The sequence below is a fragment of the Photorhabdus aegyptia genome (genome assembly GCF_000612035.1).
Classification (GTDB): Bacteria; Pseudomonadota; Gammaproteobacteria; order Enterobacterales; family Enterobacteriaceae; genus Photorhabdus; species Photorhabdus akhurstii.
Genome location: NZ_JFGV01000050.1, coordinates 1 through 24,090, shown reverse-complemented (window position 1 = coordinate 24,090; position 24,090 = coordinate 1). Strand labels below are relative to the sequence as shown.

The window sequence follows — 24,090 nt, the reverse complement described above, 5'->3', positions numbered from 1 at the left end:
AAACAGGCCCCTAAGCGGGGCCTGCAAGGAGTCTTTCATGCAAAATTCACAAGATTTTAGTATTACGGAACTATCATTGCCCAAAGGGGGAGGCGCTATCACGGGAATGGGGGAAGCGTTAACCCCAACCGGACCGGATGGTATGGCCGCGCTATCTCTACCATTGCCTATTTCTGCCGGGCGCGGTTATGCCCCATCACTCGCCTTAAACTACAACAGCGGCGGCGGTAACAGCTCGTTCGGCCTGGGCTGGGATTGCAGCGTTATGACCATCCGCCGCCGTACCCATTTTGGCGTCCCACATTATGACGAAACCGATACCTTTTTGGGGCCAGAAGGCGAGGTGCTGGTAGTAGCGGAGCAACCCCGCGACGAATCCACATTACAGGGTATCAACCTAGGCGCCGCCTTTACCGTTACCGGATACCGTTCCCGTCTGGAAAGCCATTTCAGCCGATTGGAATATTGGCAACCCAAGGCAACACCCAAAACAACAGGCAAAACAGATTTTTGGCTAATATATAGCCCAGATGGACAAGTACATTTACTGGGTAAATCACCGCAAACGCGGATCAGCAACCCGTCAGACATCACACAAACAGCACAATGGTTGCTGGAAGCTTCTGTATCACCACATGGTGAACAAATTTATTATCAATATCGTGCCGAAGATGATACAGGTTGCGAAGCTGATGAAATTACGCTCCATCCACAGGCCACCGCGCAACGTTATCTACACACAGTGTATTACGGCAACCGGACAGCCAGCGAAACATTACCCGGTCTGGATGGCAACGCCCCATCACAAGCAGATTGGTTGTTCTATCTGGTATTTGATTATGGCGAACGCAGTAACAACCTGAAAACGCCACCAGCATTTTCGACTACAGGTAGCTGGCTTTGTCGCCAGGACCGTTTTTCCCGTTATGAATACGGCTTTGAGATCCGTACTCGCCGCTTATGCCGCCAAATACTGATGTATCACCACCTGCAAGCACTGGATAGTAAGATAACAGAACACAACGGACCGACGCTGGTTTCACGCCTGATATTCAATTATGACGAAAGCGCAATCGCCAGCACACTGGTATCCGTTCGCCGAGTAGGACACGAACAAGATGGTACTGCCGTCACCCTGCCACCATTAGAATTGGCGTATCAGGATTTTTCACCGCAACATAACGCTCGCTGGCAATCGATGGATGTGCTGGCAAACTTCAATGCCATTCAGCGCTGGCAACTAGTCGATCTAAAAGGCGAAGGATTACCCGGCTTGCTATATCAGGATAAAGGCGCCTGGTGGTACCGCTGCGCACAGCGTCTGGGCGAAATTGGCTCAGATGCCGTCACTTGGGAGAAAATGCAACCTTTGTCGGTTATTCCTTCTCTGCAAAGTAACGCCTCGCTGGTGGATATCAATGGAGACGGTCAACTTGACTGGGTTATCACCGGACCGGGATTACGGGGATATCATAGTCAACGCCCAGATGGCAGTTGGACACGTTTTACCCCACTCAACGCTCTGCCGGTGGAATATACCCATCCACGTGCGCAACTTGCAGATTTAATGGGAGCCGGGCTATCCGATTTGGTGCTGATCGGCCCTAAGAGCGTGCGTTTATATGCCAATACCCGCGACGGCTTTGCCAAAGGGAAAGATGTGGTGCAATCCGGTGATATCACACTGCCGGTGCCGGGCGCCGATCCACGTAAGTTGGTGGCGTTTAGTGATGTATTGGGTTCCGGTCAAGCCCATCTGGTTGAAGTGAGCGCGACTAAAGTCACCTGCTGGCCTAATCTGGGGCACGGACGTTTTGGTCAACCCATTACCTTACCGGGATTCAGCCAGCCAGCAACCGAGTTTAACCCGGCTCAAGTTTATCTGGCCGATCTGGATGGCAGCGGTCCAACGGATCTGATTTATGTTCATACAAACCGTCTGGATATCTTCCTGAACAAAAGTGGCAATGGCTTTGCTGAACCAGTGACATTACGCTTCCCGGAAGGTCTGCGTTTTGATCATACCTGTCAGTTACAAATGGCCGATGTACAAGGATTAGGCGTCGCCAGCCTGATACTGAGCGTGCCACATATGTCTCCCCATCACTGGCGCTGCGATCTGACCAGCATGAAGCCGTGGTTACTCAATGAAATGAACAACAACATGGGGGCCAACCACACCTTGCGTTACCGCAGTTCCACCCAGTTCTGGCTGGATGAAAAAGCCGCGGCGCTGGCTGCCGGACAAACACCGGTTTGTCATCTCCCCTTCCCGGTACACACCCTATGGCAAACGGAAACCGCGGATGAAATCAGCGGCAACAAATTAGTCACCACACTGCGCTATGCTCGTGGCGCCTGGGATGGGCGTGAACGGGAATTTCGCGGATTTGGTTATGTTGAGCAGACAGACAGCCATCAACTGGCTCAAGGCAACGCGCCAGAACGCACACCACCCGCGCTGACCAAAAACTGGTATGCCACCGGACTGCCGGTGATAGATAACACATTATCAACCGAGTATTGGCGTGGTGATGATCAGGCTTTTGCCGGTTTCTCACCACGCTTTACGACCTGGCAAGATAACAAAGATATCTCGCTAACACCGGAAGATGATAACAATCGGTACTGGTTCAACCGCGCGTTAAAAGGCCAATTGCTACGTAGTGAACTGTACGGATTGGACGACAGTACAAATAAACACGTTCCCTATACTGTCACTGAATTTCGTCCACAAGTACGTCGGTTACAGCAGGCAGATAACCAATACCCTGTACTTTGGTCATCTGTAGTTGAAAGCCGCAACTATCACTACGAACGTATCGCCAGCGACCCGCAATGCAGCCAAAATATTACGCTATCCAGTGATCTATTTGGTCAACCGCTAAAGCAGGTTTCGGTACAATATCCACGCCGCCAGCAACCAGCAATCAATCTGTATCCTGATACATTGCCTGATAAGTTGTTAGCCAACAGCTATGATGACCAACAACGCCAATTACGGCTCACCTATCAACAATCCAGTTGGCATCACCTGACCAACAATACCGTTCGAGTATTGGGATTACCGGATAGTACCCGCAGTGATATCTTTACTTATGACGCTGAAAATGTGCCTGCTGGTGGTTTAAATCTGGAACTTCTGAGTGATAAAAATAGCCTGATCGCGGACGATAAACCACGTGAATACCTCGGTCAGCAAAAAACCGTTTATACCGATGGACAAAATACAACGCCGTTGCAAACACCAACACGGCAAGCCCTGATTGCCTTTACCGAAACAACGGTATTCAACCAGTCCACATTATCAGCGTTTAACGGAAGCATCCCGTCCGATAAATTATCAACGACGCTGGAGCAAGCTGGATATCAGCAAACAAATTATCTATTTCCTCGCACTGGAGAAGATAAAGTTTGGGTAGCCCATCACGGCTATACCGATTACGGTACAGCGGCACAGTTCTGGCGCCCGCAAAAACAGAGCAACACCCAACTCACCGGTAAAATCACCCTCACCTGGGATACAAACTATTGCGTTGTGATACAAACCCGGGATGCTGCTGGACTGACAACCTCAGCCAGATATGACTGGCGTTTTCTGACCCCGGAGCAACTCACCGATATCAATGACAATCAGCACCTTATCACACTGGATGCATTGGGCCGACCAATCACATTGCGCTTTTGGGGAACTGAAAACGGCAAGATGACAGGTTATTCCTCACCGGAAAAAGCATCATTTTCTCCACCATCCGATGTTAATGCCGCTATTGAGTTAAAAAAACCGCTCCCTGTAGCACAGTGTCAGGTCTACGCACCAGAAAGCTGGATGCCAGTATTAAGTCAGAAAACCTTCAATAAACTGGCGGAGCAAGACCGGCAAAAGTTATATAACGCGCGAGTCATCACCGAAGATGGACGCCTCTGCCCACTGGCTTATCGCCACTGGGCACAACGTCAAAAAACGGCCCTTCAACTAAACAGCGCTCCCCGTTTACCCCCTCACAGCCTTACATTGACGACGGATCGTTATGATCACGATCCTGAGCAACAGATCCGTCAACAGGTAGTATTCAGTGATGGCTTTGGCCGTTTGCTGCAAGCTGCTGCCCGACACGAAGCAGGCATGGCCTGGCAACGCAATGAAAACGGTTCTCTGATGATAAGCGCCAAGCATACTGAGAATCGTTGGGCAGTGACTGGACGAACAGAATATGACAATAAGGGACAACCGATACGTACCTATCAGCCCTATTTCCTCAATGACTGGCGATACGTCAGCAATGATAGTGCCCGGCGGGAAAAAGAAGCTTATGCCGATACCCATGTCTATGATCCCATTGGTCGAGAAATCAAGGTTATCACCGCAAAAGGTTGGTTCCGTCGAACTTTGTTCACTCCCTGGTTTACTGTCAATGAAGATGAAAATGACACAGCCGCTGAGGTGAAGAAGGTAAAGATGTAACGTGATCAATCCCGCCTGGCTAACAGGCGGGAAACATAGATAGAGGTGAAAGGTGTTGCTCATAATACCGTCAGATACTCAACTTATTATCTGGTTGATCATTGGTTTTATTGCGGCCTGGGGCGGACTCGTAAGGTACCTCATTGATATGCAAAACAAACAATATAAATGGAGTTGGATCAACGTATTCTGTCAACTCATCATCTCCTGTTTTACCGGTGTACTGGGAGGATTGCTGAGTTTTGAAAGTGGCGGCAGCATCTATATGACTTTTGCGATTGCAGGTCTATTCGGCACAACAGGCAGTACCGGATTGAACTGGCTTTGGCGCCGCCTCATTACGCATCATCAAGATCATGGAGGAAAGCAATAAAGCATTCCCATTGCCACAACAAACCATCTGTCTCCAGTTAAACTGGAAAATTATCCACTACACTATCGTAAGAAAACTAATATGCAGACAAAAATTGTGATTGCAGAAAGGATTACACACAACACCCCAACAACGAGGTAACTTATGAAAAACATTGACCCCGAACTTTATCAAAAAACCCCTACCGTCAGCGTTTACGATAACCGTGGTCTGACAATCCGTAACATCGATTTTCACCGTACCACCGCAAACGGTGATACCGATACCCGTATTACCCGCCATCAATACAATACTCACGGACACCTAAGTCAAAGCATCGATCCACGCCTATATGAGGTCGGGCAAACCAATAGTACGATCAAGCCCAATTTTCTTTGGCAGTATGATTTGACCGGCAATACCCTACGTACAGAGAGCATTGATGCAGGTCGCACTGTCACCTTGAATGATATTGAAGGCCGTCCGCTGCTGACGGTGACTGCAACAGGTGTCATGCAAACCCGACAATATGAAACTTCCTCCCTGCCCGGACGTCTGCTGTCTGTTACCGAACAAATACCAGAGGAAACAACATCCCGTATCACCGAACGCCTGATTTGGGCTGGCAATACCGAAGCAGAGAAAGACCATAACCTTGTCGGCCAGTGTGTGCGCCACTATGACACGACGGGAGTTACCCGGTTAGAGAGTTTATCACTGACCGGTACTGTTTTATCGCAATCCAGCCAACTATTGCTCGACACTCAAGAAGCTAACTGGACAGGTGACAACGAAACCGTCTGGCAAAACATGCTGGCTGATGACATCTACACAACCCTGAGCACCTTCGATGCCACCGGCGCTTTACTGACTCAGACCGATGCGAAAGGGAACATTCAGAGGCTAGCTTACGATGTGGCCGGGCAGCTAAACGGGAGCTGGCTAACACTCAAAGGCCAGACGGAACAAGTGATTATCAAATCCCTGACCTACTCCGCCGCCGGACAAAAATTACGCGAGGAACACGGCAATGGTGTTATCACCGAATACAGTTATGAACCGGAAACCCAACGGCTGATCGGTATCAAAACCCGCCGTTCGTCAGATGCCAATCCGTCAGACACTAAAGTGCTGCAAGATCTGCGCTATGAATATGACCCGGTAGGCAATGTCATCAGTATCCGTAACGATGCGGAAGCTACCCGCTTTTGGCACAATCAGAAAGTGGTGCCGGAAAACACGTATACCTACGATTCCCTGTATCAGCTTATCAGCGCCACCGGGCGCGAAATGGCGAATATAGGTCAACAAAGTCACCAATTTCCCTCCCCGGCTCTACCTTCTGATAACAACACCTATACCAACTATACCCGTACTTATACTTATGACTGTGGCGGCAATCTGACTAAAATCCAGCACAGTTCACCAGCTACGCAAAACAACTACACCACAAATATTACGGTTTCAAATCGCAACAATCGCGCAGTACTCAGCACATTGACCGAAGATCCGACACAAGTAGATGCTTTGTTTGATGCAGGCGGGCATCAAAACACGTTGATATCAGGACAAAACCTGAACTGGAATACACGCGGTGAGCTACAACAAGTAACATTGGTGAAACGAGACAAGAGCGCCAATGATGATCTGGAATGGTATCGTTATAGTGGCGACGGGAAACGGATATTAAAAGTCAATGAACAGCGGGCCAGCAACAACGTTCAAATACAGAGAATAACTTATTTGCCGAGCCTGGAACTCCGTTTAACACAAAACAGCACGGCCACAACCGAAGATTTGCAAGTTATCACCGTAGGCGAAGCGGGCCGGGCGCAGGTACGCGTATTACATTGGGAGAGCGGTAAACCGGAAGATATCGACAATAATCAGTTGCGTTATAGCTACGATAATCTCATCGGTTCCAGTCAACTTGAATTAGATAGCGAAGGACAAATTATCAGTGAAGAAGAATATTATCCCTATGGTGGAACAGCATTATGGGCCGCCAGGAATCAGACAGAAGCCAGTTATAAAACTATCCGTTATTCAGGCAAAGAGCGGGATGCCACCGGGCTATATTACTACGGCTATCGGTATTACCAACCGTGGATAGGACGATGGTTAAGCTCCGATCCCGCGGGAACAATCGATGGGCTGAATTTATATCGAATGGTGAGGAATAATCCAGTTACCCTGCTTGATCCTGATGGATTAATGCCAACAATTGCAGAACGCATAGCAGCACTAAAAAAAAATAAAGTAACAGACTCAGCGCCTTCGCCAGCAAATGCCACAAACGTAGCGATAAACATCCGCCCGCCTGTAGCACCAAAACCTAGCTTACCGAAAGCATCAACGAGTAGCCAACCAACCACACACCCTATCGGAGCTGCAAACATAAAACCAACGACGTCTGGGTCATCTATTGTTGCTCCATTGAGTCCAGTAGGAAATAAATCTACTTCTGAAATCTCTCTGCCAGAAAGCGCTCAAAGCAGTTCTTCAAGCACTACCTCGACAAATCTACAGAAAAAATCATTTACTTTATATAGAGCAGATAACAGATCCTTTGAAGAAATGCAAAGTAAATTCCCTGAAGGATTTAAAGCCTGGACTCCTCTAGACACTAAGATGGCAAGGCAATTTGCTAGTATCTTTATTGGTCAGAAAGATACATCTAATTTACCTAAAGAAACAGTCAAGAACATAAGCACATGGGGAGCAAAGCCAAAACTAAAAGATCTCTCAAATTACATAAAATATACCAAGGACAAATCTACAGTATGGGTTTCTACTGCAATTAATACTGAAGCAGGTGGACAAAGCTCAGGGGCTCCACTCCATAAAATTGATATGGATCTCTACGAGTTTGCCATTGATGGACAAAAACTAAATCCACTACCGGAGGGTAGAACTAAAAACATGGTACCTTCCCTTTTACTCGACACCCCACAAATAGAGACATCATCCATCATTGCACTTAATCATGGACCGGTAAATGATGCAGAAATTTCATTTCTGACAACAATTCCGCTTAAAAATGTAAAACCTCATAAGAGATAACGAAAATTTAATATTCTTTATCTATTTTTAATCTCCCCCCTTGAATTTACATTCAAGGGGGAAAACTAATAAGAAACCATCTTTAATAATAAGCCATAAGAAAATATTTATCTCATGGCTTATTTATTTTTTATATCACATTTGAAAATATTAAGACATTTTAATTTTAGTGTTAATGTAAAACAATCAAGGTCATATTTTATCAAAAACATATAACCCCTTAATTTACATCCAACTCTAAAATATCAAATCAGAAATTAATGAATTTAATGGCTCTTTATATTTATTTCTGAGCGCATAAGCACAATACCTTACCGATGGTGCTGGACGTGATTCAAAATTCAGAAACGCTATACTTTTATCAATATGGGCAGAATAGCGCATTTCATTAGGTGTCATTAAACTTATCGCAATACCCGCTTTTACCAGATCTAATCTATTAGTAAAATCAGGCACCGTCAATAACGCTAGATTCTGGTATTCAGGCAGATAATTCAATGGCATGAAATTATCGCACTGTTTTAAAAAGGCACTATTATGCTGAACCAAAGGAAAACTATATATTACTTCATCCGCATGACTTTCTGCTTCCAAAATATCATTGGATACGGCAAGAGACAGCTTTTGATAAGCACCATCTATCCTGATAATATCATCATTATCTGGATAACATTCCGTAGTCACATAAACCGTTATATCCCCTTTTATTAAGGAAGAAAATACCGCGTCTTGCCTTATTAAATCATCAATGAGAAAATTGTTGATTATACAAATATCGCGGTAATGATAGCGTTGCACCGCTCTTTTTACGACTGTAGATATCTTATTAACATATTCTCCACTTGTGCCAATAACCAGTTTGTCTCTGTTTGATAATTTATAATTTCGACGACAATTCCAGTTATCTTCAACTTTCTGAATCCTTTCATAACATGGCAACAACTCCTGATATAATGCCTTACCCTCTTCTGTGAGCTTGGTTTTTCCCGGTAATCGCTCAAATAATTGGCAACCTACACGCTGTTCCAGTTGATATACAAGCCTGCTAAGTGGAGAGGGGGTAATGCAAAGCGTATCCGCTGCTAACGTGAATGACTCTTTCTTAGCTGATTCCATAAAATACTTTAGTTGCTTTGAACAAAATATCATCACATACCCTCTTGTTTTCATTCCAGAAATAGAATATTAACCATAGAACATGACAACTATGTTTCTACTTTGCATTCTTTTACATTATGGTATGCATTAATTGACATTGGATTTCACCACTTTAATTCTTAATATTTATTTAATAATTACATTATATTTATAAAATAAATATAATTTACCACTATGTTGGAATAATGATTTTAATGAAAACCCAGATCATTTCATTGAATATAAATATATCTTATCATCATTCATATTTTATATTTCAATTTATTACAAAAATATTTCCATTAAACAAACCAAAATATAACATCAAATAATTTACATCAACCACAACTTATTAATATTTCACAAGAAGAAACTAACCACATTTCTTCTTGTTTAAAATCGCCATAATGATAGGTCTATAAATTCGTAAAATATTGACTATTACTCGCTAATTAATGCCCGTATATTGTTCATCGAGCGTCTGTAAATAATCCGCACTGGTCAGGTGACTAATATTACATCCACTTTCTAAACGCGATTTCAGCCAATCAATAATCCGCTCCTGTAATTTCCCTGCTGGCTCATCCAGCTTATCAGCCAATTCACCGTGGTTTTCCCATAAATCGCTAATAAGTGCGAATACCTGACCTTGAAAAGCATAATCAGAATGTAACCAAGCCTCAATTAAATGGTCGCCCAAGACAAAGGGTTGTTCACTGCCACCGTGACCACAATTTTCAGGCCGATAATAAATCTGCGGCTCGGGCATATCGATCATCAGCTCACTTACCGGTGTCAAAAATGCTGACCAATCGCTGACGATCATTGCCGGTAATAACTGACCGAGGATACGCGCATCCATACTGCGTAAGAGCACCTGTTTCTCTTGTAATATCACCTGCTGGCGTGAACGCCAATGATTAAGCTGTCGCGCCCATAAATCCTCACTGCGATAAGCCCAACCCCAACTGTTATCGCTCAGAGTTTGGCTATCAAGCAGATGACCGATTACTGACAGACAGCCTGACTTAGGCTGAACCAGCCAGGGGCTTTGCGCCAGCAGGTGATCCATTGGTGTATTGCTGTATAGCGGAAAAGCCTGCTCTACCCAGTCATTACGATAAAAGAGCTCCACCGGGTTAGGTTCCGCCAGTGAATTGAGCATAAAGAAAACAGGTGGCTTATTAGGCGTAGTCAGCCATTGTTGCCAGTTCATAGAAGTGTTCATACATCCTCCTGGTTATCGATAATCAAGTTAGCTTCCAATTGAAAAAGGAAAAAGCCAGTTAAAAAAAGTGTCCCCAAACGCCCAGTAAATAAAATAGAGAAATAATAAGGACAGCGTTATCTTCAATATTTTCATACTGATAACTCCTTCTTATCACAGTAATGTTGTAAGGCCAATGTTCCTTGTTCTTCCTACTGGCTCACTGTCAGTAATTTTTACTGGAAACTCTGATAACACTACTTTATTTTCCAGTAATCAATAGAATCTCTGTCTAAATCAATTCTGCCATCAGAATATTCAACTCTTGAAGGTTCTTTGCCTGGTGGAATAATAATTTTAGGCATTTTGGTTTCGTCTAATTTAGGCTTATAGGTAATTTTCCATTCAGCACCTGGAGTTAACCTTAATCTAAAGGGACGCATTCCTACTTCACCCTGTAGAAATACTCTGTTTGGGCGCCCATAAACTATTTTTAGAATAGGATAAACAACCGGTCTGTAATCTATATTATTCAATGCGTTAGTTTCGCTGAGATATGTCTGGGCTGCATCATTAATGAATACAGTTAAACCTGTTCCCTCTGCTCCTTCCTCTTGAACAGCATCTTTCACTAAATGGCGAATATCAGTATAACCTACAGTCACAAAGGCACGGTTAATTTTCCATTTACATCGGCCTCCGCCATTAAAAGGTAGTTTTGCCTGAAAGTAACCAGTTTGTGGATCGGCCTTCACTTTCAAGCGAAGCCCATTATAGGTTGGCGCCTTATAAGGTGACATGTCAGCATGCAGCTGATATTCAAGGCAATCTTTTGAGATATACTCTGCGGATACATATGGTTGTGTGTATTTAGGCGCTACCCCTTCTACGGTGATCCACTGATTCTCTTTGGGAGGAGAAAGCGGTTCATTAGGGTCAGCGCAGCCCGATATTAAAATCACCGATAAGATCGATAAGTATTGTTTAATATTCATCATGGTAAGTTTTCCTCAATTCCTACAGAGGGGGCATTATTTTATTTTCCAGTAATCAATAGAGTCTCTGTTTAAATCAACTCTGCCATCAGGATATTCAACTCTTGAAGGTTCTTTGCCAGGTGGGATAATAATTTTAGGCATTTTGGTTTCGTCTAATTTAGGCTTATAGGTAATTTTCCATTCAGCACCTGGAGTTACCCCTAATCTAAAGGGACGCATTCCTACTTCACCCTGTAGGAATATTCTTTTGGGGAATCTATTAACCATTTCCAATACAGGGTAAATAACCGGACTATAATCTATAGTATTCAATGCTGCCGTTTCGCTTAGATTTGTCTGGGTTGCGTCGTTGATAAATGCAGTTAAACCAATGCCCCCAGTTCCTGCTTCTTGAGTAGCATCTTTCATCAAATGGCGGACATCGGTATAACCTACAGTAACAAAGGCTCGGTCAATTTTCCATTTACACCGGCCTCCTCCATTAAAAGGTAACTTTGCCTGAAAATAACCGGTTTGTGGATTGACCTTTACATCCAGATTCAATCCATTATAAGTTGGTACTTTAAAAGGAGACATATTGGAATCCAGACGATATTTAAGACAGTCTTTTGATATATACACAGCGGACACATATGGTTTTGTATACTTCGGCGCCACACCTTCTACGGTTATCCACTGATTCTCTTTAGGAGGAGAAAGCGGCTCATGGGAGTCAGCGCAACCCGATATTAAAATCACTGATAAGACCGATAAGTATTGTTTAATATTTATCATGATAAGTTTTCCTCAATTCCTACAGAAGTAGATATTATTTTATCTTCCAGTAATCTATCGTTTGTCGGCGGAGGTCGATTCTTCCATTGGGATATTCAACCCATTCTCCTCTCCCATTAGTCACCGTGATTTTCGGCATTTTGGTTTCATCCAGCTTGGGTTTATAGGTGATTTTCCATTTAGCGCCCGGTGTTAATTTTAATCTGAAGGGATACATTTTAACTTCACCCTGTAAGGATACGCTTTTCGGAAATCCTTCAACTATTTCTAAAACAGGGTAAATAACCGGACTAAAGTCAATTGTATTCGATGCGGCGATTTCGCTAATATTCGTCTGGACTGCATCATTAATAAATGCGATTAAACCGGTTCCCCCATAGGGTACTGCATCTTTCGCTAGATGGTGGACATTGGTATAGGTTATGGACACAAAGGCCCGGTTAATTTTCCATTTGCACCGGCCACCACCGTTAAAAGGTAGCTTTGTTTGAAAATAACCGGTTTGCGGATCAGCTTTCACTTTCAGGCGAAGCCCATTATAGGTTGGTACTTTATAAGGTGACATGTCAGCATGTAACTGATATTCAAGGCAATCTTTTGAAATATACTCTGCGGATACATGCGGCTGTGTGTATTTCGGCACCACACCTTCTATGATGATCCACTGATTCTCTTTGGGAGGAGAGAGCGGCTCATTAGGATCAGCACAGCCTGATATTAAAATCACGGATAAGACAGATAAGTATTGCTTGATATTGATCATGGTAACTGCTCCTCAATTCCTACAGCGTTATCTATATAGCGTGTTAAGGCTAACGGTCCTTGTTTATCCTGTTGAGTGCGAATTAATGCTTGCTTTAAGTGATGGTCCATTTGTAAAAATAATGCATCGCGTTGCCGAATATCAGCAACAATATCGTTCCTCTCATTCAGCGTTTTTTCAAATAACTGTTCTTGATCTCGGAAAAAATAGTATTTATCCGGTGCAATTAGCTCTGCCAGTCGTGCGCCAATGTAACGGGCGTATTTTAATGAACTGTGATCAGGAAAACCCAAGGCATCTTTTTCAGTTGGATTCTCATTCAACGGAAACCATTTAGCTTTATCTGCATCGCTTATCTGTTTAAAAAATCCTTTTTGAATCTCCCCCGCAGCCTTTAGATTGTGTTCCGTTTCACAGTTTAATGACGGAATTAAATACAATTTTGTTTTGGTGGGTAAAGTGGTTCTAAGTCGTATATGGTTGCTTGGGTTACGCTCTTCCAGCCATTCAATAACCAGATTGATTTTACAAAAGTGCACTATTTTTCCGTGATGCAGGAAAATTTCACCGCTTTTAGTAACATCCAGTAACTCAATAGGGCTGAATAAATAGCCGAGTGGCCCCCAACAATCATATAGCCAGTTATCCAGATTTTTTTCTGGTGGTAAGGAAGGGATTGGGTCATCTTCATTCACATGGCGGTAATGGGTGATATCCGCCAGTTCCCGTACTGCACTGGCAGTTAATACTCGTGGCATTCCATAGCTGTAAAAACATGGATTATGTTCTTTTAGTTGTGCACAGTGCAGTATTGCCAGTGCGCCTCCTAAACTGTGACCACAGACAAATAATCTTTTATTTTTAACCAACTTAGTAATATTGGCGAATACTTTTTGATCTGTATCACTGGGAACTCTTAATTTGCTGACCAAGTTAAATGCTTCCCAGAACCCTTTATGTACTTTGCCGCTGTGAATAAACCCGCTGCACAATGTTTTTTCATCGCAACTTAACTCTAAAGGTTGGTATGTAGCATCTGTCAGAACATCTTCTGTACTGGCGGTACCCCGCCAACTGACAATCACATCATTTTTACTGACCGCATAAAACAATTGGGTATTACCCTGTTTATTGTCCCCTGTTTTAGAATTAATAAATTCCACTTGAGTATAACGTTCACTAAACGGTACATCGTAAACTACAGGCGTTGCCGACAATTCCTCCACTTTATAGGGCAATTTTGAAACATCTACCATCTGCCGGTTAAAAAAATGTTTAACCGAGCCTGCTACGTTGACATCCTCATCGGCATAGGCCAGTACGCTCATCAAACACTGGTTATAGGCATTAACAATGGAATATTCCTTCTGATGATGCAGTTGCAAAACCCAGGCTCGAAAAGGACATATTTCTAGCACATACCGGCGATTTAACGGATGAACCTGATAGCCTTTTGGTTCCGGGTCTGGGAAATGATAGGGAGGTGGAATTTTTTTGGGATCATTCCAATCATCCAGCGCTGGCAACCCATCACTGATCTGCCCGATAGTCACATAACGATATTGATAGCCTTCGGCTTCTGCTTTTGGTTTCACCACTGAAAATTCTTCTCCCCGTTTTTCCCGTAACGGACGCTGCTCCATTTCGTCGGCCAGTGGTTGGGCGCCGATATACAACGTTACCGGATGAGGCAACAGATCCTCTTCTCTGAGCACACCGAAACCGTCGGTTGTCCCCTGGCGTACATAACCTGGGGTTCCGCGACTGATCAGGCGATAAGGCATGTTGACCAGCGGTTTTCCCTGTTCATCCACCAGCTGAAATTCCACCCAGTTTTTCAAAAACCGTTTACAATCAAGACACAAGCGTGGATCTGATATACCCATTAGTTTTACTTCCTTCTTTTAACGTTACAAATGTAAGCACGCAGACCGCACGTTATGCGTTGAAAGTCTCACAAGATTTCCCCGCCCGGCTATCAATCACTTTCATCAGCATCAATATCCTGTCAGGAATAACCGTGATTGATCGCGTCACTACAGAAACAAGATAGTAAAAATCCTATTACCACAGATAAGAAACACCGCTTATACCGTGAGTAATAGCAAGTTGAACGACAGGAAGACGAAATGTATCCCCATCGATTAATCCCTTTGAATAAGGGAACAGGAGTTGAAAGTTCCGTCATATTGTCCATATGACGGAACTAAAGTTATGATTATTAAATCATCACCAAATAGCAAGAAAAATTTTCATTTTTCTAATTTACAAAAAGTAGATTTTGTAACAAAGTGTTACAAATTCAATAAAAGATTAAGTTATTGTAAATATAATGGCGAATGCAATGACAAAAATACCCCATTGTCAAAAGAAGCAGTCCACGATATATAAAAAAATCTAGCCTTTACTGATTTTCCACATCCAGTTTTGAGCAAAAAACAATTGCAAATTTTGCGACTGTTTTTTTTGCAACAGCTATTTAAAGAAAACAGTGAGATAGTGATGATCCTCATCTTCCTATAGAACGGAGTCACTCTCTTCTCTCTATTATATCGATTTGTATTGATGATACAGAGATCACACGGATGTTTCATTTACCTTATGATTTAAAAGGAATAAACATGAACTCATACGTGAAAGAGATACCTGATATATTACAAAGCCAATGTGGTATTAATTTCCTGACAGATATTTGCCGCTATTCTTTTAATGAATTCCGCCAGCAAGTCTCTGATCATCTCTCCTGGTCAGAGACCAACCGCTTATACCGTGATGCGCAACAGGAACAAAAAGAGAATCAATTATATGAAGCGCGTATTCTTAAACGCGCTAACCCGCAGTTGCAAAATGCAGTGCACCTCGGTATTACCCTCCCTCATGCTGAATTACGAGGCTATAATAGTGAATTCGGTGGCCGAGCCAGCCAATATGTGGCGCCGGGTTCGGTTTCCTCTATGTTCTCCCCCGCAGCTTATTTAACTGAACTCTATCGTGAAGCACGTAATTTACATGCCAGCGACTCCGTTTATCATCTGGATGAACGCCGCCCAGACCTCCAATCAATGACGCTCAGCCAGCAAAATATGGATACCGAACTTTCCACTCTTTCTCTGTCTAATGAAATTTTGTTGAAAGGAATTAAAGCTAATCAGTCTAATCTGGACAGCGATACTCAGGTGATGGAAATGTTATCCACTTTCCGTCCTTCCGGCACGATACCTTATCATGATGCTTACGAAAATGTACGTAAAGCTATCCAATTACAAGATCCGAAACTTGAACAATTTCAGAAATCACCGGCGGTCGCCGGATTAATGCATCAAGCTTCATTATTAGGAATTAATAACTCTATCTCACCAGAACTGTTTAATATTCTGACAGAAGAGATTACCGAAGCTAACGCAGAGGCAATTTATAAACAGAATTTTGGCGATATTGACCCTGCCTGCCTGGCAATGCCGGAATATCTGAAAAGTTATTATAATTTTAGTGATGAAGAACTCAGTCAATTTATTCGCAAATATCCAGATAATGAACTAAATACTCAGAAAATACATTTACTAAAAATCAATAAAATTATTTTATTATCGCAAGCCGTGAATCTGCCGTTTTTAAAGTTAGATGAAATTATTCCAGAACATAACATTACCCCAACAGTATTAGGAAAAATATTTCTAGTTAAATATTATATGCAGAAATACAATATTGATACGGAAACTGCCTTAATATTATGTAATGATTCCATTTCACAATACTCCTATAGTAATCAACCTAGCCAATTTGATCGCCTATTTAATACCTCGCCACTCAATGGACAATATTTCGTTATCGAAGACACTAATATTGACTTAAGTCTGAACAGTACCGATAACTGGCACAAAGCAGTACTTAAACGTGCTTTTAATGTCGATGATATTTCCCTCTATCGTTTACTCCATATTGCCAATCATAACAATACCGATGGAAAAATTGCTAATAATATAAAAAATCTTTCCAATCTTTATATGACTAAACTACTGGCAGATATTCATCAATTAACGATTGATGAACTGTATTTACTACTGATAACTATTGGTGAAGATAAAATAAATTTATATGATATTGATGATAAAGAGCTGGAGAAACTCATAAACAGACTCGATACCCTAAGCAATTGGCTGTGTACACAAAAGTGGAGTGTCTATCAGTTATTTTTGATGACCACCACCAACTATGACAAAACACTAACGCCTGAAATTCAAAACTTACTCGATACGGTCTACAATGGCTTACAGAACTTCGATAAAAATAAAACCAAACTTCTGGCAGCCATCGCGCCTTATATTGCTGCAACACTACAATTACCATCTGAAAATGTTGCACATTCTATTCTTCTCTGGGCTGATAAGATAAAACCAAGCGAAAATGAAATAACAGCAGAAAAATTTTGGATCTGGTTACAAAATAGAGATACTACAGAATTGTCAAAACCGCCAGAAATGCAGGAACAAATTATTCAGTACTGTCACTGTCTGGCACAATTGACAATGATTTATCGTTCTTCCGGCATTAATGAAAACGCTTTCCGTCTATTTATCGAAAAGCCAACTATTTTTGGCATCCCTGATGAACCGAATAAAGCGACACCAGCCCATAATGCACCAACATTAATCACCCTAACCCGCTTTGCCAATTGGGTTAATTCTCTAGGTGAAAAAGCCTCCCCTATTCTAACGGCTTTTGAAAATAAAACCTTAACTGCGGGAAAATTAGCTAACGCCATGAATCTTGATGCTAATTTACTGGAACAAGCCAGTATTCAGGCACAAAATTATAAGCAGGTTACTGAGGAAAATACATTCTCCAATTGGCAATCCATCGACATTATTCTGCAATGGACCAATGTAGCAAATAATTTTAATATCTCCCCACAAGGTATTTCATCCCTGATGGCATTGGATTATATACAACCGGCTCAAAAAACACCGACCTATTCCCAATGGGAAAACGCAGCTATGGTATTAACTGCCGGGTTAGACACTCAACAAACTCATACTCTACACGCATTTCTGGATGAATCTCGCGGTACTGCATTAAGCAACTATTATATTGGCAAGGTTGCTAATCGGGCAGCATCAATTAAAAGCCGTGACGATTTATACCAATACTTACTGATTGATAATCAAGTTTCCGCTGAAATAAAAACTACACGTATTGCCGAAGCCATTGCCAGTATCCAATTGTATGTCAACCGAGCGCTGGAAAATGTAGAAACCCATGCCGTTTCTGATGTTATTACCCGTCAATTTTTTATCGATTGGGACAAATATAATAAACGTTACAGTACTTGGGCTGGCGTTTCACAATTAGTTTACTATCCCGAAAATTATATCGACCCGACAATGCGTATCGGACAAACGAAAATGATGGATACGTTATTGCAATCCGTCAGCCAGAGCCAATTAAATGCCGATACGGTAGAAGATGCATTTAAATCTTACCTGACCTCGTTTGAACAAGTCGCTAATTTGGAAGTCATTAGTGCTTATCATGATAACGTTAATAATGACCAAGGACTGACCTATTTTATCGGGAACAGTAAAACAGAAGTTAATCAATATTATTGGCGCAGCATCGATCACAGTAAATTCAACGACGGTAAATTCGCTGCTAATGCCTGGAGTGAATGGCACAAAATTGACTGCGCAATTAATCCCTATCAAAGCACCATTCGCCCAGTTATCTATAAATCCCGATTATATCTGATTTGGCTGGAACAAAAGGAAACAGCCAAACAAAATGAAACAGCTAAACAAAATGAGAATAATATAGTCACCACAGACTATTACTATGAATTAAAACTAGCACATATTCGTTATGATGGTACCTGGAATGCACCAATAACCTTTGATGTGAATAACAAAATATCAGCACTAAAACTGGAAAAATATCAAACTCCCGGATTCTATTGCTCAGGTTATCAAGGGGAAGACACCTTGTTAGTAATGTTTTATAGTAAAAAAGATAAATTGGATGATTATAAAACTGACAATAAGGATAATAAGGATAATAAGGATAATAAGGATAATAAGGATAATAAAACCCCAGGATTATATATTTTCTCCGATATGTCTTTCAAATATATGACCAATGAACAATACAACTCTTATCGAGATAACAGTTATACACATTTCGATACTAATAGCGTCATAAGAATAAATAACCGATATGCAGAGAATTATGAAATTCCTCCTGAAATAAATTCAAGTAAAACCCACAGTTGGGGAAAATACGACTTAAGTTATTTAGGTGATGGTCGTATTTCTTCTATTTCTTACCAATCCTCAGAAGCTGCTTTAAAAATAAAAATTAAACCTAATCTACGTATTTATCACTATGGTCGCGGCGAAGGCGCAGTAAGAAAAACTCAGGTTGATTTGATGCGTAAATTTGGTCAGGTAGGGGATAAATTTATTATTTATGACGCAAAAAATAACTCTAAGCAAACTCTCCCAGATTCCAAATTAATACCTACATTTAAATTTGGCAAAAGAGATACTGATCAAGGTTCTATCCTGATAAATAATACATTATATAATTACTCACACTCAAGTGACCCTACCAAATGGACATTTACCTCTTCTTCTGGAGAGACAATAATTAAATGTACCGATACAATAGATGGCCTTGTATCAATAACTCTGGAAGACCATAATCTTAATAAAGAATTTTTTCATAATTTGCAATCAGTAGCAATCAGACTTACTATTAATAATATTTTTGGGCATAAATTTTATGGAACCAATAGTTACCAAATTTCCAATCCAATAGAAATTGATACTGCTGTTGAACCCTCCAATATCACCGTAACTATTGGAGAAAGTGAAAAAAAATATACCGCCAAAGATTATGTCAATCCATTGCCAAAATTTACATTTGGTCAAACTGACTATTCATTCAATGAAATTGAAATAGATGGTTCAAAACTCAACTTTATAAATAATAAAGCTGAAATTGAAATCAATTTTAATGCCTATGCAAATGGAGAACGCCATCTTGGTTCAGAAAAATTCATTATTCCCGTCACTCGTAAAGTTACTACTGATAACGCGCTAATTCTCTGCCATGACGAAAATGGCGCTCAATATATGCAATGGGGAGCCTATCGCATTCGCCTTAATACGCTATTTGCTCGCCAATTAGTTGAACGAGCTAATACGGGTATTGATACAATTCTAAGTATGGAAACTCAGAATATTCAGGAGCCGATGATGGGAATAGGCGCTTATATAGAACTCATTTTGGATAAATATAATCCTGACATACACGGCACGAATAAATTATTTAAGATTATGTATGGTGATATTTTTAAAGCAGGCGATCATTTTCCTATTTATCAGGGAATATTAAGCGATATTACACAAACAACAGTAAAATTATTCTTACCTCGCATTGATAACGCTTATGGAAATAAAAACAATCTCTATGTTTACGCGGTTTATCAAAAAGTGGAAACAAATTTCATTCGATTCGTTAAAGAGGATAATAAGAAACCCGCTACATTCGACACGACCTATAAGAATGGGACTTTCCCAGGGCTTGCATCAGCCAGAGTAATACAAACTTTCACAGAACCTATGGATTTCAGCGGCGCTAACAGTCTCTATTTCTGGGAACTGTTCTACTATACCCCGATGCTGGTTGCTCAGCGTTTACTACATGAACAAAACTTTGATGAAGCTAACCGTTGGCTGAAATATGTCTGGAGCCCATCCGGTTATATTGTTCGTGGTCAAATTAAAAACTATCGCTGGAATGTGCGCCCGTTATTGGAAAACACCAGTTGGAACAGTGATCCTCTGGATTCAGTCGATCCTGACGCGGTGGCACAGCACGATCCAATGCACTATAAAGTAGCCACCTTTATGCGCACTCTCGATCTACTGATGGCTCGGGGCGATCATGCCTATCGCCAACTGGAGCGGGATACGTTGAACGAAGCCAAAATGTGGTATATGCAGGCGCTGCACCTGTTGGGCGATAAACCTTATCTGCCGCTGAGTTCTGTATGGAATAATCCACGTCTGGACAATGCCGCAGACACCACCGTACAAAAAGCATATTCCTATGCAATAACCACCCTACGACAAGGCACGCAAACACCAGCATTATTATTGCGCTCCGCTAATACCCTGACCGATCTCTTCCTGCCACAAATCAACGATGTTATGTTGAGCTACTGGAACAAACTGGAACTGCGTCTGTATAACTTACGTCATAATCTCTCTATCGATGGTCAACCGCTCTATCTGCCGATGTATGCCACACCGGCGGACCCGAAAGCGTTACTCAGCGCCGCCGTCGCCACTTCTCAAGGCGGAGGCTCTCTCCCACAGCCATTTATGTCACTGTGGCGCTTCCCGCATATGCTGGAAAATGCCCGCAGCATGGTCGCTCAACTCACGCAGTTTGGTTCCACGTTGCAAAATATTATTGAACGCCAAGATGCTGAGGCTTTAAACGCTCTATTACAAAATCAAGCCAAAGAACTGATGTTGACGACGCTCAGCATCCAAGACAAGACCATTGAAGAAATAGATGCTGAAAAAACCGTACTGGAAAAATCCAAAGCCGGAGCAAAATCGCGCTTTGACAACTACAGCAAATTATATGACGAAGATGTCAACGCCGGTGAGCGTCAAGCTCTGGATATGCGAATAGCTTCCCAAAGTATTACCTCAGGATTGAAAGGCTTGCACATGGCTGCCGCCGCACTGGAGATGGTGCCCAATATCTACGGCTTTGCAGTCGGGGGGACGCGCTATGGAGCAATTGCCAATGCCATTGCGATTGGTGGCGGTATCGCCGCAGAAGGTTTGTTAATTGAAGCAGAGAAAGTCTCGCAATCTGAAATATGGCGCCGTCGCCGTCAAGAGTGGGAAATCCAGCGTAATAATGCCGACGCAGAGATGAAACAAATCGATGCTCAACTCAAATCGCTAACGGTACGCCGTGAAGCAGCGGTATTACAGAAAACCAGCCTAAAAACCCAACAGGAGCAAACTCAAGCGCAGCTAGCGTTCCTGCAACGAAAATTCAGCAATCAAGCGCTGTATAATTGGTTACGTGGTCGGTTAGCAGCCATTTATTTCCAATTTTACGATTTAGTCGTCGCCCGTTGTTTGATGGCAGAACAAGCTTACCGTTGGGAAACTAATGATAGCTCCGCACGTTTTATTAAACCGGGAGCCTGGCAGGGAACTTATGCCGGCCTGCTCGCCGGAGAAACCCTAATGTTGAACCTGGCGCAAATGGAAGACGCGCACCTGAAACAAGAGCAACGCGCACTGGAAGTGGAACGCACGGTTTCTCTGGCGCAGGTGTACCAATCCTTAGGGGAGAAAAGCTTTGCATTAAAAGATAAAATTGAAGCGTTGCTACAAGGAGATAAAGAGACTTCCGCCGGTAACGACGGCAATCAATTGAAATTAACCAACAATACGCTATCCGCGACGCTAACCCTGCAAGACCTGAAACTTAAAGATGATTATCCAGATGACATGCAGTTAGGCAAAATACGCCGCATTAAACAAATTAGCGTCTCTCTGCCGGCACTATTGGGGCCCTATCAAGACGTGCAAGCGGTTCTGTCTTATGGCGGCGACGCCACCGGCTTAGCTAAAGGTTGTAAAGCCCTGGCGGTCTCCCACGGCCTGAATGACAACGGTCAGTTTCAGCTCGATTTCAACGATGGCAAATTCCTGCCGTTGGAAGGGATCGATATTAATGACAAGGGGACACTAACGCTAAGTTTCCCCAATGCCGCCAGTAAACAAAAAAACGTATTACAGATGCTGACCGATATTATTCTGCATATTCGTTACACTATTCTCGAATAACCAGCCCCAATATCACCTGCAACAGGCCCTAATCAGGGCCTGTTATTAAAATTCATCTTACGTACCGCTGTTATTTCAATTACCTCAGTAGAAAAATTATCCTTATTATGTGGAAGGAGTGAATTTAACATTAATTCACTGTAACGTAGATAAAATAACGATTGCAAAAATTATTCAACATAACAAAGGAAGTAGATGACGATGGAAAACATCGACCCCAAACTTTATCAGCATACGCCTACTGTTAGTGTCCACGATAACCGTGGGCTGGCTGTCCGTAACATCAGTTTTCACCGTGCTACCGCAGAAGCAAATACTGATACCCGTATTACTCGCCATCAATATAATGTCGGCGGATATTTAAACCAAAGCATTGATCCTCGCCTGTATGACGCCAAGCAAACTGATAATACGGTGAAACCAAATTTTATCTGGCAACACAATCTGACCGGCAATATCCTGCGAACAGAGAGCGTCGATGCAGGCCGGACAATTACCCTCAACGATATTGAAGGCCGCCGGGTATTGACCATCAACGCAACCGGCGTCCGCCAGAACCATCGCTACGAAAATAACACCCTACCCGGTCGCCTGCTCGCTATTACCGAACAGGTACAGACAGAAGAGAAAACCACCGAGCGTCTTATCTGGGCCGGTAATACACCACAAGAAAAAGAGCACAACCTGGCTGGTCAGTGTACCCGTCATTACGATACCGCAGGACTCACTCAACTCAACAGCCTTGCTCTGACCGGCGCCGTTTTATCACAATCTCAACAACTGCTCGTCGATAACCAAGATGCCGATTGGACAGGTGAAGACCAGAGCCTCTGGCAACAAAAACTGAACAGTGATGTCTATACCACCCAAAGCAGCATTGATGCCACCGGGGCTTTACTTACCCAGACCGATGCCAAAGGCAACATTCAGCGGCAAGCCTATGATGTGGCCGGGCAGCTAAAAGGGAGCTGGCTAACATTAAAAGGTCAGGCCGAACAAGTGATTATCAAATCGCTGACCTATTCCGCCGCCGGACAAAAATTATGCGAAGAGCACGGTAACGGCGTTATCACCGAATACAGCTATGAACCGGAAACCCAACGACTTATCGGCATCACCACCCGCCGTCCGTCAGATACCAAGGTGTTGCAAGACTTACGCTATCAATATGACCCGGTAGGCAATGTCATTAGTATTCGTAATGATGCAGAAGCCACCCGCTTTTGGCGCAATCAAAAAATAGCCCCGGAGAATAGCTATACCTACGATTCCCTGTATCAGCTTATCAGTGCTACCGGGCGTGAAATGGCCAATATTGGTCAACAAAATAACCAACTTCCCTCCCCGGCTCTACCTTCTGATAACAACACCTACACTAACTATACCCGTTCCTATACTTATGACCGTGGCAGGGCAACCGCATGAATGATTAAATATCACTCACATTAGCAAA

The 24,090-nt window shown here is 42.6% G+C and carries 10 protein-coding genes and 1 pseudogene; 5 read left to right on the top strand and 6 right to left on the bottom strand.

The genetic code is table 11. From position 1 onward, the window contains the following. Positions 1-37 precede the first annotated feature (37 nt). The 3 genes from BA1DRAFT_RS15235 to BA1DRAFT_RS15225 all read left to right on the top strand — a co-directional run bounded on the left by BA1DRAFT_RS15235 (position 38) and on the right by BA1DRAFT_RS15225 (position 7,880). Entirely contained in the window at positions 38-4,465 is a 4,428-nt protein-coding gene (locus tag BA1DRAFT_RS15235) for a SpvB/TcaC N-terminal domain-containing protein (RefSeq protein WP_036780741.1), read from the top strand. A gap of 52 nt (positions 4,466-4,517) precedes the next feature. Further along, complete coding sequence (locus BA1DRAFT_RS15230) at positions 4,518-4,838, top strand: phage holin family protein (RefSeq protein ID WP_036780739.1); 321 nt, start codon at positions 4,518-4,520, stop codon at positions 4,836-4,838. A 144-nt stretch (positions 4,839-4,982) separates the two neighbouring features. Continuing rightward, the gene (locus BA1DRAFT_RS15225) at positions 4,983-7,880 is read left to right on the top strand and encodes an RHS repeat domain-containing protein (RefSeq protein WP_235201129.1); all 2,898 of its coding nucleotides are present in this window, start codon (positions 4,983-4,985) and stop codon (positions 7,878-7,880) included. A gap of 237 nt (positions 7,881-8,117) precedes the next feature. On the opposite strand, the gene BA1DRAFT_RS15220 is transcribed toward BA1DRAFT_RS15225, so the two are convergent. From BA1DRAFT_RS15220 to BA1DRAFT_RS15195, 6 genes are all read right to left on the bottom strand, one after another. Beyond that, positions 8,118-9,029 carry a LysR family transcriptional regulator gene (locus BA1DRAFT_RS15220; protein ID WP_036780738.1) on the bottom strand — a complete coding sequence of 304 codons (912 nt, stop codon included), beginning with the start codon at positions 9,027-9,029 and terminating at the stop codon, positions 8,118-8,120. 436 nt (positions 9,030-9,465) lie between these two features. After that, positions 9,466-10,245, bottom strand: coding sequence for a DUF4123 domain-containing protein (locus tag BA1DRAFT_RS15215; protein WP_036780736.1), 780 nt, complete (start codon positions 10,243-10,245; stop codon positions 9,466-9,468). 236 nt (positions 10,246-10,481) lie between these two features. Next, on the bottom strand, positions 10,482-11,222 hold the full coding sequence (locus BA1DRAFT_RS15210) for a hypothetical protein (protein WP_036780734.1): 741 nt from the start codon (positions 11,220-11,222) through the stop codon (positions 10,482-10,484). 33 nt (positions 11,223-11,255) lie between these two features. Continuing rightward, positions 11,256-11,996: a hypothetical protein gene (locus BA1DRAFT_RS15205; protein WP_036780732.1), complete on the bottom strand. Its 741-nt coding sequence runs from the start codon at positions 11,994-11,996 to the stop codon at positions 11,256-11,258. 34 nt (positions 11,997-12,030) lie between these two features. After that, entirely contained in the window at positions 12,031-12,759 is a 729-nt protein-coding gene (locus BA1DRAFT_RS15200) for a hypothetical protein (protein ID WP_036780727.1), read from the bottom strand. Next, the gene (locus BA1DRAFT_RS15195) at positions 12,756-14,645 is read right to left on the bottom strand and encodes a lipase family protein (RefSeq protein ID WP_036780725.1); all 1,890 of its coding nucleotides are present in this window, start codon (positions 14,643-14,645) and stop codon (positions 12,756-12,758) included. Before BA1DRAFT_RS15195 ends, BA1DRAFT_RS15200 begins: the two co-directional genes overlap by 4 nt. A 735-nt stretch (positions 14,646-15,380) precedes the next feature. On the opposite strand from BA1DRAFT_RS15195, the gene BA1DRAFT_RS15190 reads away from it, so the two are divergent. Both BA1DRAFT_RS15190 and BA1DRAFT_RS15185 read left to right on the top strand, forming a co-directional pair. Then, a complete protein-coding gene (locus tag BA1DRAFT_RS15190) occupies positions 15,381-22,637 on the top strand; it encodes a Tc toxin subunit A-related protein (protein WP_036780723.1) in 7,257 nt (2,418 codons plus the stop codon). A 201-nt stretch (positions 22,638-22,838) separates the two neighbouring features. Beyond that, a pseudogene (locus BA1DRAFT_RS15185) lies at positions 22,839-24,047 on the top strand (RHS repeat domain-containing protein); the annotation flags it as partial. Positions 24,048-24,090 lie beyond the last annotated feature (43 nt).